The sequence below is a fragment of the Amycolatopsis sp. NPDC102522 genome, assembly GCF_055584485.1.
On sequence record NZ_JBVJLY010000004.1, the window covers coordinates 461,421 to 476,174 of the forward strand.

At 67.4% G+C, this 14,754-nt stretch carries 16 protein-coding genes; 7 read left to right on the forward strand and 9 right to left on the reverse strand.

The window, feature by feature from the left end; genetic code table 11:
* Positions 1-85: 85 nt before the first annotated feature.
* Together ACZ6YV_RS14920 and ACZ6YV_RS14925 are read left to right on the forward strand one after the other, a co-directional pair.
* On the forward strand, positions 86-1,726 hold the full coding sequence (locus ACZ6YV_RS14920) for a sensor histidine kinase (RefSeq protein WP_465510108.1): 1,641 nt from the start codon (positions 86-88) through the stop codon (positions 1,724-1,726).
* Complete coding sequence (locus ACZ6YV_RS14925) at positions 1,713-2,420, forward strand: response regulator (protein WP_465510109.1); 708 nt, start codon at positions 1,713-1,715, stop codon at positions 2,418-2,420. The genes ACZ6YV_RS14920 and ACZ6YV_RS14925 overlap by 14 nt, the downstream gene beginning before the upstream one ends.
* A gap of 522 nt (positions 2,421-2,942) precedes the next feature.
* Here the strand turns inward: ACZ6YV_RS14925 and ACZ6YV_RS14930 are convergent.
* From ACZ6YV_RS14930 to ACZ6YV_RS14950, 5 genes are all read right to left on the reverse strand, one after another.
* Positions 2,943-3,500 carry an HAD family acid phosphatase gene (locus ACZ6YV_RS14930; RefSeq protein WP_465510110.1) on the reverse strand — a complete coding sequence of 186 codons (558 nt, stop codon included), beginning with the start codon at positions 3,498-3,500 and terminating at the stop codon, positions 2,943-2,945.
* Positions 3,501-3,617: 117 nt separating this feature from the next.
* Positions 3,618-4,538: a hypothetical protein gene (locus tag ACZ6YV_RS14935; RefSeq protein WP_465510111.1), complete on the reverse strand. Its 921-nt coding sequence runs from the start codon at positions 4,536-4,538 to the stop codon at positions 3,618-3,620.
* Positions 4,539-4,913: 375 nt separating this feature from the next.
* The gene (locus tag ACZ6YV_RS14940; protein WP_465510112.1) at positions 4,914-5,717 is read right to left on the reverse strand and encodes an SDR family oxidoreductase; all 804 of its coding nucleotides are present in this window, start codon (positions 5,715-5,717) and stop codon (positions 4,914-4,916) included.
* Between the two features lie 203 nt (positions 5,718-5,920).
* Positions 5,921-6,124 carry a hypothetical protein gene (locus tag ACZ6YV_RS14945; RefSeq protein WP_465510113.1) on the reverse strand — a complete coding sequence of 68 codons (204 nt, stop codon included), beginning with the start codon at positions 6,122-6,124 and terminating at the stop codon, positions 5,921-5,923.
* Positions 6,121-6,273, reverse strand: a complete 153-nt coding sequence (locus ACZ6YV_RS14950; protein WP_465510114.1) for a hypothetical protein — start codon at positions 6,271-6,273, stop codon at positions 6,121-6,123. The genes ACZ6YV_RS14945 and ACZ6YV_RS14950 overlap by 4 nt, the downstream gene beginning before the upstream one ends.
* A 220-nt stretch (positions 6,274-6,493) precedes the next feature.
* On the opposite strand from ACZ6YV_RS14950, the gene ACZ6YV_RS14955 reads away from it, so the two are divergent.
* Genes ACZ6YV_RS14955 through ACZ6YV_RS14965 form a run of 3 tightly spaced genes read left to right on the forward strand, consistent with a single transcriptional unit; the run spans position 6,494 to position 9,424 of the window.
* The gene (locus ACZ6YV_RS14955) at positions 6,494-7,597 is read left to right on the forward strand and encodes an ABC transporter substrate-binding protein (RefSeq protein WP_465510115.1); all 1,104 of its coding nucleotides are present in this window, start codon (positions 6,494-6,496) and stop codon (positions 7,595-7,597) included.
* A complete protein-coding gene (locus tag ACZ6YV_RS14960; protein WP_465510116.1) occupies positions 7,584-8,633 on the forward strand; it encodes a FecCD family ABC transporter permease in 1,050 nt (349 codons plus the stop codon). The genes ACZ6YV_RS14955 and ACZ6YV_RS14960 overlap by 14 nt, the downstream gene beginning before the upstream one ends.
* Positions 8,630-9,424: an ABC transporter ATP-binding protein gene (locus ACZ6YV_RS14965; RefSeq protein WP_465510117.1), complete on the forward strand. Its 795-nt coding sequence runs from the start codon at positions 8,630-8,632 to the stop codon at positions 9,422-9,424. Before ACZ6YV_RS14960 ends, ACZ6YV_RS14965 begins: the two co-directional genes overlap by 4 nt.
* Positions 9,425-9,618: 194 nt before the next feature.
* On the opposite strand, the gene ACZ6YV_RS14970 is transcribed toward ACZ6YV_RS14965, so the two are convergent.
* The gene (locus ACZ6YV_RS14970) at positions 9,619-10,818 is read right to left on the reverse strand and encodes a vanadium-dependent haloperoxidase (protein WP_465510118.1); all 1,200 of its coding nucleotides are present in this window, start codon (positions 10,816-10,818) and stop codon (positions 9,619-9,621) included.
* A 150-nt stretch (positions 10,819-10,968) separates the two neighbouring features.
* Here ACZ6YV_RS14970 and ACZ6YV_RS14975 point away from each other — a divergent pair, with 150 nt between their 5' ends.
* Positions 10,969-11,466, forward strand: a complete 498-nt coding sequence (locus ACZ6YV_RS14975) for an RNA polymerase sigma factor (protein WP_465510194.1) — start codon at positions 10,969-10,971, stop codon at positions 11,464-11,466.
* Positions 11,463-12,116: a QcrA and Rieske domain-containing protein gene (locus ACZ6YV_RS14980; RefSeq protein WP_465510119.1), complete on the forward strand. Its 654-nt coding sequence runs from the start codon at positions 11,463-11,465 to the stop codon at positions 12,114-12,116. The genes ACZ6YV_RS14975 and ACZ6YV_RS14980 overlap by 4 nt, the downstream gene beginning before the upstream one ends.
* Before the next feature lie 137 nt (positions 12,117-12,253).
* Here ACZ6YV_RS14980 and ACZ6YV_RS14985 read toward each other — a convergent pair whose 3' ends face one another.
* The 3 genes from ACZ6YV_RS14985 to ACZ6YV_RS14995 form a co-directional block, all read right to left on the reverse strand.
* A complete protein-coding gene (locus ACZ6YV_RS14985) occupies positions 12,254-12,703 on the reverse strand; it encodes a hypothetical protein (RefSeq protein WP_465510120.1) in 450 nt (149 codons plus the stop codon).
* A 120-nt stretch (positions 12,704-12,823) separates the two neighbouring features.
* Entirely contained in the window at positions 12,824-13,834 is a 1,011-nt protein-coding gene (locus ACZ6YV_RS14990) for a Glu/Leu/Phe/Val dehydrogenase family protein (protein ID WP_465510121.1), read from the reverse strand.
* Positions 13,831-14,730 (reverse strand): DMT family transporter, encoded by a 900-nt coding sequence (locus ACZ6YV_RS14995; protein WP_465510122.1) that lies wholly within the window; start codon positions 14,728-14,730, stop codon positions 13,831-13,833. Before ACZ6YV_RS14995 ends, ACZ6YV_RS14990 begins: the two co-directional genes overlap by 4 nt.
* Positions 14,731-14,754 lie beyond the last annotated feature (24 nt).

A 14,754-nucleotide genomic window follows, 5' to 3' on the forward strand; every position in this document is an offset into this window, starting at 1 on the left:
CACTTCCGGACTGGAGGTTTGCCTCCATACGTAAGGTGCGGAACAGGGGGTGGTCAGTGCAGGGCCCAGGCAGGATGATCGATCGGTGACAGGGGAGAGGGCTCGGGCACCGGGAATGTGGGCGCTGGCCGTGGTGGGCGCGGTGAGTGTGGTCGTCGCGGCCGTGCTCGTACTGACGGCGCCGGGGATGCGCAACACATCGGTGGTCTTCGCTGTTCCGCTGCCGTTCTACGTGGTCGGGGCCGTGGTGTGGTGGCGCGCACCGGGGCACCCCTTGACACGCAGGTTGCTGGTCACCGCGACAGTGATGGCGGTGACCGCTGCCATCACCAACGATGTTCTCCGGATGTTCTCGGCCGAGGAGCGGGAATCCGCATCGCTGCCGCCATGGTGGGCACAGATCTATATCCAAGGTGTCGGCGTCATGCAATGCGTTGTGGTGGTGCTGGTCGTGAGCCTGGTCGCGTTACTGCCTGACGGGCGCTACCGATTCCCCCACGAGCGGATCGTGCTGCGCGCGTTGTGGGCGCTGCCCCCGCTGTACCTGCTCAACTACTTCGCCGACCGGCCGCCGCCGGTGACACAGTTCCAGCTGGGGATCTGGCTGCTCCTGCTGCTGGCCGCCGTGCTGCAGGCGATCCGGTACACGCGGCTTCCGGTCACCCAGCAGCGGACGTGGCGCTGGCTGCTGGGGATGGGCGCGCTGATCGCCGGGGTGAGCACCGCCCCGCTGATTCTGCTGCGGCGGTGGGATATCTCCATGCGCCCGCCCGACACGCTGGTCACCGGAGCAGCGCTGCTGGGCCTCGCGATCGTGGCGACCGCCTTACTGTTGGCGATCGTCCGGTACCGGCTGCTGGGGATCAACCTGGGGATGCGGTGGGCCACCCGGTACGGGATGCTCTGGCTCGTACTCGGCCTTTGGGCCGTCGGGGTCGCCGGCGTCATCGGCACGAAACTGGGAACGCTCCTGCCCGCCGCGCTCGCTGTGCTCGCTCTCGTCGCGGCCTACGCGGTGCGGCTGTCGTTCGAACTGGCCGCACGAGCGGCCCAGATTCATCTACAGGCGGGCGAGCTGGCGGCCTCGCGGACCCGCATCGTGCACGCCCAGGACATCGAACGCCGCCGGATCGAGCGGGATCTGCACGACGGGATCCAACAGGAACTTGTCGCCTTGGTCGCGAAGCTGCGGCTGGCTCGCAATAAACTGCTTTCAGGCGCCGAAAACGCCGACGCGACGCTGAACGAAGTGCAGGACGACGCCCACCGCGCGATCGAGGGTCTGCGGAAACTCGCCCACGGCATACATCCCGCCGAACTGACCGACCAGGGTGTGATCGCCGCGGTACGTTCCCGTGCCCGTCGCGCACCGATTCCGGTCACCGTGACGGCCGAGCCACCGGTGGATTCCACGCGATTCTCGGTCGATATCGAGGAGGCGGTGTTCTTTCTCGTCTCCGAGGCGCTGACCAACGTGCTCAAACACGCTGAGGCGTCGCAGGTGACTGTTTGCCTCTCGCTGGCCGACGGGTTATTGCGGGTCGAGATCGCCGACAACGGGATCGGGCTCCCGCTCGGCCATCGCGAAGGCGCCGGCCTGATCGGGTTGCGTGACCGGGTCGGGGCCGTCGGCGGTGACCTGGAGGTCACCGCCACTACGCCTGGAGGTACCACTGTGCGCGCCCAGTTGCCGGCTATGGAGGTCATCCCCGATGTCAACGCGTGAGCGCCTGCGAATCCTCATCGCTGATGACCACTACCTGGTTCGCGAGGGCACCCGCCGGCTGCTCGACGACACCGGCAGGATCACGGTACTGGCCACCGTGGGCAACGCTGAGGAACTGCTCACCGCCGTCGACTACGAACGCCCCGACGCGGTCATCGCCGACATCCGCATGCCTCCCGGCCATCATCTCGAGGGCATCACCGCCGCCCACACGATCCGCACCAAGCACCCTGGCATCGGAGTGGTCGTGCTGTCCCAGCACGCCAGTGAGCAGTACGCCTTCGCCCTGTTCCAACACGGCACCGACGGGCTGGCCTACCTGCTCAAGGAACGCGTCGGCGACCTCGACGAACTCGTCCGTGCCCTCCACGAAGTCGCCACAGGCGGCTCAGTGATCGACCCACGCATCGTCGAAGTCCTCATGCACAGCCACACTCGCACCGTTACCTCCCCGCTGGCCCAGCTCACCCCCCGCGAAGTCGACGTCCTGCGCCTGATGGCCCAAGGCCGCAACAACCGCACCATCGCCGACACCCTGGCTCTGGCCGAATCCACCATCGAGAAGCACGTCAACTCCACCTTCGCCAAACTCGGCCTCACCGAACTGGCCGGGCTTCACCACCGCGTCACAGCCGTGCTGGCCTACCTCCGCCACGACGCACCACCTGCCGACAGCCGTGGGTCTGCCCCCTGACCGCCCACCGACGGCGCCTGAGCCGCCAACGCGGCGGCCGATGCCGCCGCCTACCACACCTACCTCGCCACCGAAGCCCGTCTCAACCGGGCCGATCCCGGCAAGCGCAACACCGCCGAAAGCGGCGCCAGTACCGCGCGACCTCACCCAGCCCACCTCGGCCACGACCTGTCCGACGAACGCTACGAAGCACTCCGCGGCCTCGGCTGCACAGGCTCCCGCCACTTCGACTCGCAAGAAGCCCTCGGCCACGCACCCGACCCCACCTCGTACAGGAAACAACCCAGCTGGTCAGCGTCAAATCCACGACCATCGACTGGGAGGCCCCGTCTGGGCAGAGGTGACCGATTTCGACGGATCCGCAATTCCTGAAGAAGCTCGCCCGCTCAGCGCACCGTTTTGGATGTTACAGGCGCACGAACCCCTGAGCCTCCATAATTCGTGGGGCACGTTCACCGACGGCGCCAAGACGCCTGCCGGTCGCTCCCCGCGTGCCGATCACGGGGAGCGGCCGGCCCGGCGTTACGAAAGCTGCTCGTCGTAGTCGGGCAGTTTGAAGCCCTTTTCGTAGTTGCCGCCGGTGAAGTCACCGGGACGGTTGCCGACGTTCGCGATGATGGTGTACCCGGCCTTCACGTACTCCTTGCGGCAACGCTGTTTCGTTTCGGTCGCGTGGCCTTCCGAGCTCTTCCGGACGCAGACGCGGTCCACCGGGTACCCGGCGTCGACGAGCGCCTCCTTCGCGCCGCTCGCGCTGCTGCGGTAGCTAGCCACCAGGACGGTGACGCCCTTTTCCTTGGCGTGCTTGATGAAGGCGAGCACGTCGGCGGTCGGCTCCCCGGGGTGGTAGTAGGTTTCGAGCGCGGTGTTGTCGATGTCGGTGACGACGGCCAGTTTCGTGCCGCCCTTGGCGACCCGCTCATCGAGGTACGTCGTACCGTCTCGCATCGCCGTGTGCACGTCGGAAAGCCAGGTCCGGTAGCTCGGTACCGCACTCGCGGAAGCCGACGGCGTGGCGACACACACCACCGCGCCCGCGAGAGCGACGGCGGCCAGGGCACGTGCGGTTCTGCTGTTCACTGTGGACCTTCTTTCCGGACGGTGGTTCGAGTGCATGAGAACTGTGCGCCCCGAACGTAACCAGCCGTCTTCCCGCGGGAAAGCCTCGGCGGGAACATTCTGTAAACAGAGAAAACACTATTCCCAGGTCCACTGCAGACCGTGGACCCCTGGGGCCGCGTTCCGCCGTGTCACGTGGACGGTATGCCGAGCGTCGGGAAATGCGTCGATCCACCCGGTCGTCCGGTTTTCGGGTGTCCGGGTCCGCCATGTCCGGTATGCGACCGGTGCCGCGCCGGGCGCGAAAACGAACCGGCCGTGGTAGTGGGCGACGGGATCGACGATTCTGCGGTGGTGGCAGCCGGCGACGATCGGCCGCGGATACTCCTGCACGAATCCGACTGCCAGGCGTTCGCCGCGCCCTAGTGTCCTGTCCAGCACCAGCTCCGTCAGGGAGAAGCCCTCGTCGTCGAGGGTGAGCACCGTGCCCGGACGGCAGTGGCCGCTCTCGACCACGACCGGCGGCGGAACACCCGGCCGGCTCCTGGCCGCGACGATCATCGTGCGCGTCCGATCTTGCCGGGCTTCGATCAGCTCCCGCACCACGATCCGCCGGGCGCACCGGTCCGCCGTCACCTGGAACGTCTCACACAGATCGAGTTTGCGGACCGGGTTTTCCAGCCTGTCGCGGAATTCGTCCAGCAACGGACGCAGGAAGGCCGGGTGGCCCCACGCCCGGTGAAGGCGGTCGAGGGGTTTGGCCGACCGGACACCGCGGCCCCGCGGCCGCCGGGAACCGAGCAGCCGGTGCAGCACTCCGGCGTCGAGCGAGAGCACCTCTTCGAGGATTCCCACCGCCCGCAAGGATTCCTCCCGCTCCGGCACGCTCCGCCCGCTCTGCCAATGACTCAAGGTCATGGCGCTCACCGAGGCACCCCGGGCACGGAGGCGGTATTGCAGTTGCCGGAGACTCAGGCCGCGGCTGAGCACGGCCATCGTCAGCGCGCGGCAGAACGGCCCGGTTCGCAGCGCCTCCACGAGTTCGTCGTTGTCGGTCATGGTTCACCTCGCCGCGACAGTCTGGGGTGGATCCGCCCGCCGCGCCACCGTCCTTCGCCGGGTTGACAGCGGCCGGTGGGGTGATCTCGCAGTGCCGCGAAAGCCACTTCCGGGACAAGAGATGTCCTGAAAGTGGCTTTCGCGACAACCGGACCTTCGGCGCGGTGGTGTCGATCGCCCCCACAGGCGGGATTCTGTCCGGAGGCGACTCATCGTATGCCGGGAAGCGATGCGCTGGACGTCCATTATGGACACGATCGCGGCCGGCGGGTCTTCGGTGGTCTGTCTCACCGGGTGGCTGCTACGGTGCCGCATACCTCGTCCGCCCGTGCGCATGACTCCGTCTTCGATGCAGAAAAAGACCCGCGCCGACGCCTAGGTACCTGATGCGGTCGTGGCGGTGCCGCCGTCGACCGGGATGATGGCGCCCGTGAGGTAGGACCCGGCTCGGCTGGCGAGGAACACGGCGGTGCCTGCCATGTCGTCGTCGCGGCCGAGGCGGCGCAGCGGGGCCTTTGCCGCGATCGTGTCGCCGATGGCATCGATCGTGGCCGCCATCATCTGCGACGGGAACACTCCTGGGGCTACCGCGTTCACCGTGATGTGCTGGGGGCCCAGTTCCCTCGCAAGCACTCTGGTGAGTTGATGGAGTGCCGCTTTGCTGCCGGCGTAGGAGTAGTTGGGTGCCTCGGCGACGTGGATGGCGGCGATACTGCCGATGTTGATGATCCGCGCGGGGTCATCGGCGGTGCCCGCCCTGCGAAGTGCGGGGAGCAGCGCCTGCGTCAGCCAGAACGGCGACTTGAGGTTGAGGTCGAGCACCGTGTCCCAGGCTTCGTCCGGGAACGTCTCCAGCGGCTCGCGCCACATGGCTCCCGCGTTGTTGACGAGGATGTCCAGGCGTTCCGACTCGGCCTCGACAAGATCGGCGAGGCGCTGACACTCGTCGTGCCTGGACAGGTCGGCGGGGAATGCTTGAACGTCGCCGAATTCGGACAGCAGCCGCTGTGCCTCCGCGCACGTGTCCGCCTTGCGTGAGCTGATAGTGACGCGGGCGCCCGCCTGCAGAAGGCCGCGCGCGATCATCATCCCGATGCCTCTGGTGCCGCCAGTGACAAGTGCGTACTTCCCACTCAGATCGAAAAGGTCTGCGTGAGGGGTGGACTGGTTGTCCGCCATGGGTCTTCGTTCCTTCTGTCGTGGAAGCGTGTGCTGACACTGTCGCGCGTCTGGGAGCCGACTCAAACAGGTTGACAGGTGTCCTGGACGTCTGGGAGACCCTGGCGATACAGGTATTGTGAGAGCCTCCTTTGCCTGGAGCGCTGGGTCACGCTGCCACAGTCCCGTCCGCCGCGCTCAGCAGTCGGCCGGTTCCGAGCCGGTCATCGGCGGGCGGGACGTCCGAGCGCGTGAAAACTCCAGCCCGCCTCGTGCCACCGCCGCGCGTCCAGGGTGTCGCGGCCGTCGATGACCTGGCGCGTGGTGACCACGGCGCCGATCACCGCCTCCAGCGTGGAACTCGCGAAGGTGAGGTTCGGAAAACTCTTGTACGCGTTGTCCGCGGCCTTCGGGTCGTACACGGTCACCTCGGCGCCTGGAGTTGGATGGACGCGGCGACGCTGAGCGCGGGTGAATCGCGGACGTCGTCCGAGCCGGGGTTTAACGCCGCGCCCCAGGCGGCCACCCGTTTGCCGCGGAAGGAACCACCGCACCGCTCGCGGGTGAGGTCGACCATCCGGAAAGGCGCTTGGCGCGCCCGGTGATCGCGGAACCCATCGAGTGGCCATTGGGCTCACTCTGCCAACCGGATCCACAGCAGACCCACGCGAACGCCACAAAGATCCTATAATTCCCGGGGTGGGCCTGTGTGTCCATCGTTGACCACAAGGGGCCCTGAGACGGGTCGATCACAAAATCGGGGGAACTTTTCCGCCCGCCCGCACGACTTTTGGGTCATGTCCTCCTTTTACGGTGCCCGTCGCGCCGGACGCGTGACGGTGCGCGTGCTCATGGCCGGCGTGATGCTCGCGGTGACAGCGGCTTGCGGCATTGGCGACTCGACGACGGCCGGCCGGCAGACCGCGACCAGCGCGCCGCCGCCCGCTGTGGCCAAGCCCACCGCGTATCCGCTCACGATCGACAATTGCGGGCGGAAGGTCACGTTCGACGCGCCGCCGAAGCGGGTGGTGCTGCTCAACGGCACGTCGGTGGCCGAGGTGGAGAGCTTCGTGGTGCTGGGTCTTCAGGATCACGTCCTGGCCAACAGTCAGTCCTATGAGGTGTCGGACTACCCGGCTTTCGTGGACAAGATCAAGGCGCTCCCGAGGGCGGACCTGAAGCTCAACGAGAACTTCGAGGTTCCCCGCGAGCAGGTTCTCGCGCTCAAGCCGGATCTGGTGATCTCCACGTGGGCAGGAGGGTTCGACGACAAGATCGGCTCGATCACGCGCGATCAGCTGGACGCGGCCGGGATCAAGAGCTTCGTCACCCCGTCCAACTGCGCCAACGGTGATCCCGACGCCCGGCCGGAAGACAAGGAACGGTACGAGAAGCAATCGGTCGAATCGTCGTACGAGCTGATGTTGAGCCTGGGTGAGATCTTCGACGTCCAGCAGCGGGCCGTCGACTACGTGAACAAGGCCCGTGCCGACATCGCCGCCATCCAGAAGGAGGTGGCGGGCAAGGAACGTAAGCATGTCCTGGTCGTCTACCCGGGGATGTCGATGATGAACAACAACGGGCTGCCCGCGGTGTTCGGTGGCGGGATCTTCGACGACATCGTGAATCGTGCCGGTGGAGTGAACCCGTTCGCGGGCAAGACGAACACTCAGCTCGCCGAGATCAACGCCGAGGCGCTCGCCTCCGCTCAGGTCGACGTCCTGGTCGTCGGGCTGTTCCAGCCAGGCGAAAAACCCGATGTCATGGCTCAGGACCTGTTCGCGAAGTTCCCTTACTGGCAGGCGTCGAAGACCAAGACCTTCACCAGCGTCTCCGACAGCTTCTATCTGGGCCCGCTCAACGCGATCGCGATCCGGAAGATCGCCGATGCCGCGCGTTGAGCAACGCCGTCCTCATCTGGTCCAGGGCAAGGGTTTCGCCATTCTGATCGCCGGGCTGGTGGTCGCGCTCGCGGTGGCGGTCGCCTTCTCGGTCGGTGTCGGGACGGTCGACGTCCCGATCGACAGGGTCGTCGCCGTGGTGTGGGCTCATCTCACCGGTGACACCGCCGGGCTGGACCCGTTGACCGATCAGATCGTGTGGACCTTCCGTATCCCGCGGGTGCTGCTCGCGGCGGTGGCGGGCGCCGGGTTGAGTTTGGCGGGCCTGTGCCTGCAGACCCTGGTCCGGAATCCGCTGGCGGACCCGTACACCTTCGGCGTGACGGCGGGCGCGTCGCTGGGCGCCGTCGTGGTGATGACGACCGGGATCGCGGCCTCGATCGGTGTGGCGGGCGGCGCGTTCGTGGGCTCCTCGCTGAGCTTGTTCGTGGTGTTCGCCATGGCGCAACGTGGCGGCAGGCTGGTCGGCACCAGCCTCGTCCTCGCGGGGGTCGCCGTCGCCTACCTCGGGATGGCGGGTACCGGGTTGATGCAGTTGCTGGTCGACCCTTCCGAACTGCGCGGTGTCATGTTCTGGCTGCTTGGCTCGGTGGCCGGAGCGTCCTGGGCGGACCTCGCGATCCCGGCGGCCGCGACCGTGCTGACCGGACTGTGGTTGATGAGCCGGGGGCGGACGATGAACGCGCTCGCGACCGGTGAGGACACCGCGGCCGGGCTGGGCGTCGACGTCAACCGTTTGCGGATCTTGTTGCTGGTGGCGGCGTCCCTGCTCACGGCGACCGTGGTGAGTGTCGCCGGTGGCATCGGTTTCGTGGGGTTGGTGGTCCCGCACGCCGTGCGCCTCGTGGTGGGCCCGGACCATCGCAAGGTGGTCCCTGTGTCGCTGCTGGGCGGCGCGGTGTTCCTGGTGTTGGTGGATCTCGCGACCCGCACGGTGAACAGGCCGAACGAGATGCCGATCGGCATCTTCACCGCAGCGCTCGGCGCGCCGTTCTTCCTGATGTTGTTGCGTGGCCGGAGGAGAGCACTGCGGTGAGGATCAAGATCAACGACGTCCGCGTGGTCATCGACGACATCCCGATTCTCGGGGAGGTGAATGTCGAGGTCGAGAGCGGGACCGTCACGGGGCTCATCGGGCCCAACGGATCGGGTAAGAGCACGTTGCTGCGCTGTGTCTACCGTGCGCTCAAACCGGTCGGCGGGTCCGTCCACATCGGAGAGTCCGACGTCTGGCGCGGCACGGCCCGGGAGGCGGGTCGGCGGGCCGCGGTCGTCGTCCAGGATCATGATCTCGACAACGGGTTCTCCGTCGAAGAGACCGTCTTTATGGGACGGACGCCGCATAAGGGGATGTTGGAACGGGACAATGCCGGAGACCGCGACATCGTGCACGAGGCACTGGAACGCGTCGGCATGGCCTGGGCCGCACGAAGGGTGTTCGCGCGGCTTTCCGGCGGTGAGCGGCAACGTGTTCTGGTCGCACGGGCCCTGGCGCAGAAGACGCCGGTGCTGCTGCTCGACGAACCGACCAACCACCTCGACATCGGCGCGCAGCTGGGGCTACTGGATCTCGTCCGCGAGCTCGGACTGACCACCGTGGTCGCGTTGCACGATCTCGATCACGCGACGACGTATTGTGATCGTCTGGTTCTGCTTCAGGCAGGACGGGTGGTCTCCGCGGGAGTACCTGACGAGGTGCTGGAACCGGGGCGCGTGGCGGAAGTGTTCGGTGTGCGCAGCGTGATCGTGCCGCATCCGATCACCGGTCGTCCGCATCTCGTGACCGCTGCGACGTCTGCCGACGAAGCGGCACGGCTCGTCGAATGACCAGCACGGAGTGGGAGAGGACGCGCCCAGCGGTGACCTGGCCGCCCACCCGGCCACATCAGTGCTCCGTCTTCGCGGATTGCCGGTTTACCTGACAGCGCCGTCGAACCGCAGCGGGCCCTCCTGGCTGACCGCCTTCAGGTCGCTGTTCGGCACTGCGGTTCTGCTCGTGGTCGCCGGGATGCCGCGTCCAGTTAGCGGTGCACGTTCAGGAACACGACGCGGGCCACGTCCGATCCGATACGTTGGCCCGAGACGTGATCGAGGCGGCTGTGCACGCCGGCGAAGATCCGGCTTTCCCCGGCCTCGTCGGCCGCCTGCTGGAACGTCTGGAAGTGCCGGACGGTCCCCGGCAACGCATCGGACGTCACCGACAGCACTTGGTGAGAGCCGAGTTCGTGTCGCAGGATCGTCGCGCCGGCTTGGGAGATCACGCTGTGCGCACCCGGGTACGCCGGATCTGCCGGGGTGGTCGCCAGGCTGTTCCAGGCCGGGTCGGCCGTGGTCGCCGGATTGCCGTCGGTGTCGGCCAACCGGACCGCGGTGATCGGCCGCCAGAGACGATAGTGGTATTTGGCGTCGTAGAAGGCGATCACGGCGTCGGCGAACGCGAGGTTGAGCCGGGCGAACACCTGCGCGGCTCTCGCCGTGGAGGCGGTGGCCAGCGCGGACTGGGCGATCTCGTTCCAGAGGTTCCAGATCGGCGCGGCCCAGAACTTCGCCTGCACGGTCTGGTCGGCGGTCCGGGTTGTGCTGGTGTCCTGTCCCAGCGAGGCGACTTCGTTCGCGGCGGTCGCGTACCGCGCGCTCGTGAGGTCCGGGTACCGGCCGGGCCGGAAAACACCGGCCCGGACCAGCACGAACGGCCGCACGGCGGACCAGTGGGTGAACACCGCCGGCGCGAACCCGGGCGGGGTGGGGCGGTACTGGCCTGGTTCGGTGGCCGGTGGGATAGCGGGTGGGGTGGCCGTGGAGCCGTCATCGGCGCGTGCTCGGAGGACCTGCTGGGCGGCTCGCTTGCCGACGCGGATTCCGGGCGCCGGGTCGTGAGCAGTGGCCAGTTCACCGGCCAGTTGGGCAGCGAAGTCCGCGGCCATCGCCGGATACAGGCTCACCAGCACGTCGTGCGCTGCTTGGGACGCGGCGGCCGCTTGCGACCGGGTGGCGGACACGGCGTCGTGCACGGCCGCGTGCATCATGGCGAAACTGCGCGTGGGATGCACGGTCGGCGGATGTGCCCCGGGAATCCGGACAATCCGCAGCAATGTGCGGTTCCAAGCGATGACCGGCGTGCTGGTGGCCGGTTCGGCGAGGGCGGGAAGGCCGGTGACGGCCAGCGCGGCGGTCGTGCCGCCGATGACGAGAAAGCGCCTGCGGGAAAGTGGTGTGGTCACGCAAGGGGATACGGGCGGAGGTTACGTGTAACCCGGCCGCGTATCCATGGGCGAGGGTTGGGAGGGTGACACGTGGCTCAACGGTTCCGTGCCCGGCGCGACGCGTCCGCAGACGCCGAGCACGATTCACCGCGCCTGCGTGTAGTCGAGATGGACGCATATCCAGACTGGGATGCCATCTACCGGGACAACGTCGAGCGCGTCTACCGGTTGATGTACGCGAAAGTGGGCAATCGCCCGGATGCCGAGGATCTCACCACGGAGGTGTTCATGACCGCTTTGCGGCCCATGCGTGCCTCAGCGAGCGTGGGCGAGGTTCGCGCATACCTGCTGGCGACCGCACGTACGGTTCTGGCCACGTTCTGGCGGCGCACACTTGGCCACGAGATCACCACTTTGCACGAGGAACAGGACGTCGATCTGCCGACCGACGACCGGCCCCTGGATGACACCGGGGAATCCGAGGTGAACCGGATCCTGGCCGAGCTGCCCGACCGGTACCGGCGCATCCTGCGGCTGCGCTTCCTGGACGGCTGCTCCATCAAGGAGGCCGCGGTGGAGCTGGGGGTCAGTGTCGGCAACGCGAAAGTGTTGCAGCACAGAGCCTTACGCCAGGCGACGGCGGTGGCGGAGAGGATGCGGACGTGAGCCCGGCACGGAAGTTCGTCGAGGACATGCTCGCCCGGCGACGGGTCCGCCGTGCCCGGATCACCGAGGACGACGCGGCCGACATTCGCACGGCGATCCTGCTCAATTCGGCCCGGTCCGGCGGCGACCGACCGGACGAGGCGTTCGTGGCCGAACTCGGCGCCCGGCTCGCGGCCGAGGCGGACGGCAAACCGAAGGTCGACAACCGCCGCAGGTTCGTCCAGGCCACCTCGGTGGCCGCGGCCGCCGCCGCGGTGGGTGTGACCGTGGATCACCTGCTCCGACCGTCTCCGTCCAAGCCCGAGGCGACCCTCGTGCCCCACGATGGTCAGTGGCAGGCTGTGGTGTCGTCCACCGAGTTGGTGGAGGGCGCGGTGCGGCCGTTCGACTTCGGCACGGTCACCGGGTTCGTGCGACGGGCCGGTGGCGAGGTGCACGCCGTGTCCGGGATCTGCACGCACCTGGGGTGCAGACTCGCGTTGGACATCGCGACCCTGCGGCTGAACTGCCCGTGCCACCGGACGGCGTTCGCTGTGGACGGCGCGGTCGTGTTCCACCAGTTGCCCTTGGCGCCGCCGTCGTTGCCCCGGCTGGAGGTCCGGGAGAACGCGGGGCACGTCGAGGTCCTGGTGCCCCAACGGCCGGTGTGAGAAGCGGCTGTGAGGGTCGCCAACGGTCCCTCGATCGCAAGGGACGAGCGTTAGGGTTCCAAGCCGGCGCCGCGCGAACGCCTGCTGGAACCCCGCGACCGGATCATGGACGCCCGACACGATGATGGCGTCGTGGCCTAGCCGCAGCCAGGCGGGGCGAAGGGCAGGTCGACGAAGCCGTCGACGGTCTCACCGGTGTCCAACCGCTTGGCGTGTACCGACATGCGGTTGGTCTGGTTGTGCTTGGCAGGGTTCGGATGGACCTCCCTGATCCCGCCTGCCACGGAGACGTCATCCGGGTTGCTGAAGAACCCGACACCGTTGTCCGCGAAGGACACCGACCAGTGTTGCCCGGCGGCGGTGGCGATCTCGAACTCCTCGCCCGCGACCAACGGATTGCCGACCGGCCCGTCGTCGTCGTACTGGGACTTCAGTTTCCACGAAGTCCCCAGTGTGCCGACGCCGTCGGTCTTCACCGCCGGACCGCACCTCCGATTACTCGCTTGCGCGATGCCACCACCTGTCACGCTGCTGACGACCGCCAGTCCACTGAGGACGATGGCGATCCCGACCATTGTCTTGCGCATCAAACATCCTCCTATTCTGTCTGGATGCTTACACGTGTTGATACGCAAGCGGGTTACAGTTCCCGGAGAGCTTTCGCCGTCGCGGTGACGGGCTTCAGCCCCGGTCTGGCCTGTAAGCGATCAGGAGGATTCGAGCCGGGTTTGAGCGAGATCGTTCGCGGCCTGGTTCGTCGTGACTCTGTTGGTTTCCGCGCGCGCGAGCAGTGTGGAGATCGTCGTGCCGACTCCCTGAACCTGGTCTCGTGCCGTTTCCTCACTATGGCCCCGAAGCTGGGACTGAAGGAAGATCACGCCGCCCGAGTTCACACAGAAATCCGGTGCGTAGATGATGTGCCGTTTCCGCAGTTCGTCCGCGAGTTCCGGGACGGCCAGGACGTTGTTGGCGCCGCCGGCGATGATCCGGCACCGAAGCGCGGGCACTACGTCCGGTGTGACCACTCCGCCCAGTGCGCAAGGCGCGAAAACGTCCAGCTCGCTCGTGGGCAAGGTGTCGGGGTCGACCGCCGTCGCACCGGTCTCGGCGGCGAGCGAGACGGCGCGTTCCTCCTCCACGTCGCTCACTGTGACATCCGCGCCTTCCCGGACGAGCAGTCGTACCAGCGCGCTGCCCACATGCCCGGCACCTTGCACGCCGATTCGTGCGCCTTTCAGGTCGGTGCGGCCGGAAAACTCGGCGCAGGCCTTGATACCGGCCGCGACGCCCAGCGCGGTCCAGGGTGACGGATCGTCCTGCGCGCATACCGGCGAAGTCACCTTGCCGATCTCTCGCAGGTCGGCTTGGTCGGTGCCCACGTCGTTCACCGGGATGAACCGGCCGTCGAACGTGGCGATCGCCCGTCCGTGGGCCAGCAGTCGTTCCGGTGTCTTGTCGGAAGTGTCCGCGGGAATGATGCTCCAGCCGCCACCGAGGTCCAGTCCGGCCGCGGCGGCTTTCACCGTCATCGCCTGTGCGAGCGCGAGACATTCCGAGACGGCATCGCTCTCGTTCGGGTATGGGCGCATCCGTACACCGCCGAGTGCCGGACCGAGGCGGGTGTCGTGCACCGCGATGATCGAGCGCGCTTCGCCGGCTGGGTCCCGGTCGATGACGACCCGTTCGAAGCCGTCGACAGAAACCTCTTCCACGGTCACGTTTCTTCCACCTTTTCTCGGGGTGTGCGTCGGGACACCGCCACGCCGATCAGGCACAGCGCGCCACCGGCGAACGACAATGCCGCGGGGATCTCGTCGAGCACGACCCAGCTCATGAGGACTACCAGTACCGGGACCAGGTAGGTCGTGGCGCCGAGTTTCCCGGCCGTTGTCCGGGAGAGCGCGTAGGCCCAGGTGGAGAAGGCCAGGGCGGTCGGGAACACGCCCAGATAAACGATCTCCAGCAGAGCGCTCGGGGGAGCCGCCGCCACTTCCTGGATCAGCGATCCGGCGAAGGGCAGGCACACCAGTGCGCCGATCGCGTTGCCGAAGAGCGTCACCTGCAAGGCCGTCGCGTACCGCAGTGCCGGTTTCTGAGCGATCACGCCGACTGCGCTGCCCACCGCGGCGAGACCGCACAGCAGTACACCGATCAGACTCGCGCTTCCGCCATCGGAGGAGGCGAAACCGACCAGGACCGCGCCGGCGAAACCCAAGGCCAGGCCGACCATCAGCTGTGGCGGGAAACCCTCCTTGAGCAGCCAGCCTCCCAGCGCCGCCATCAGGATGGGGCCCAGGTTGATCACGAGTGAGGCGGTACCCGCGTCGATGCGTTGTTCACCGGCGTTCAGCGCGACCATGTACACGCCGAACCACGCCACCCCCGAGACCAGGATTCCCGGCCATGCCGCTCTGGGCGGGATGCCTTGCTTGCGTACCATCAGGAACGCGCCCAGCACCAGCGCTCCGGTCGCGAGCCTGCCCAAGGCGAGCGCTCCCGCGGAGATGTGTTCTCCGGCGTCTCGGATCACCACGAACGCCGACGCCCACAGAACGATCGTGATGCCTGCCGCGGCGAGCGCTCGGTAGTCGGTTTCCTGGCGTGTGATGGCCATGTCCGGCTTCGGTCCCCTCGCGCC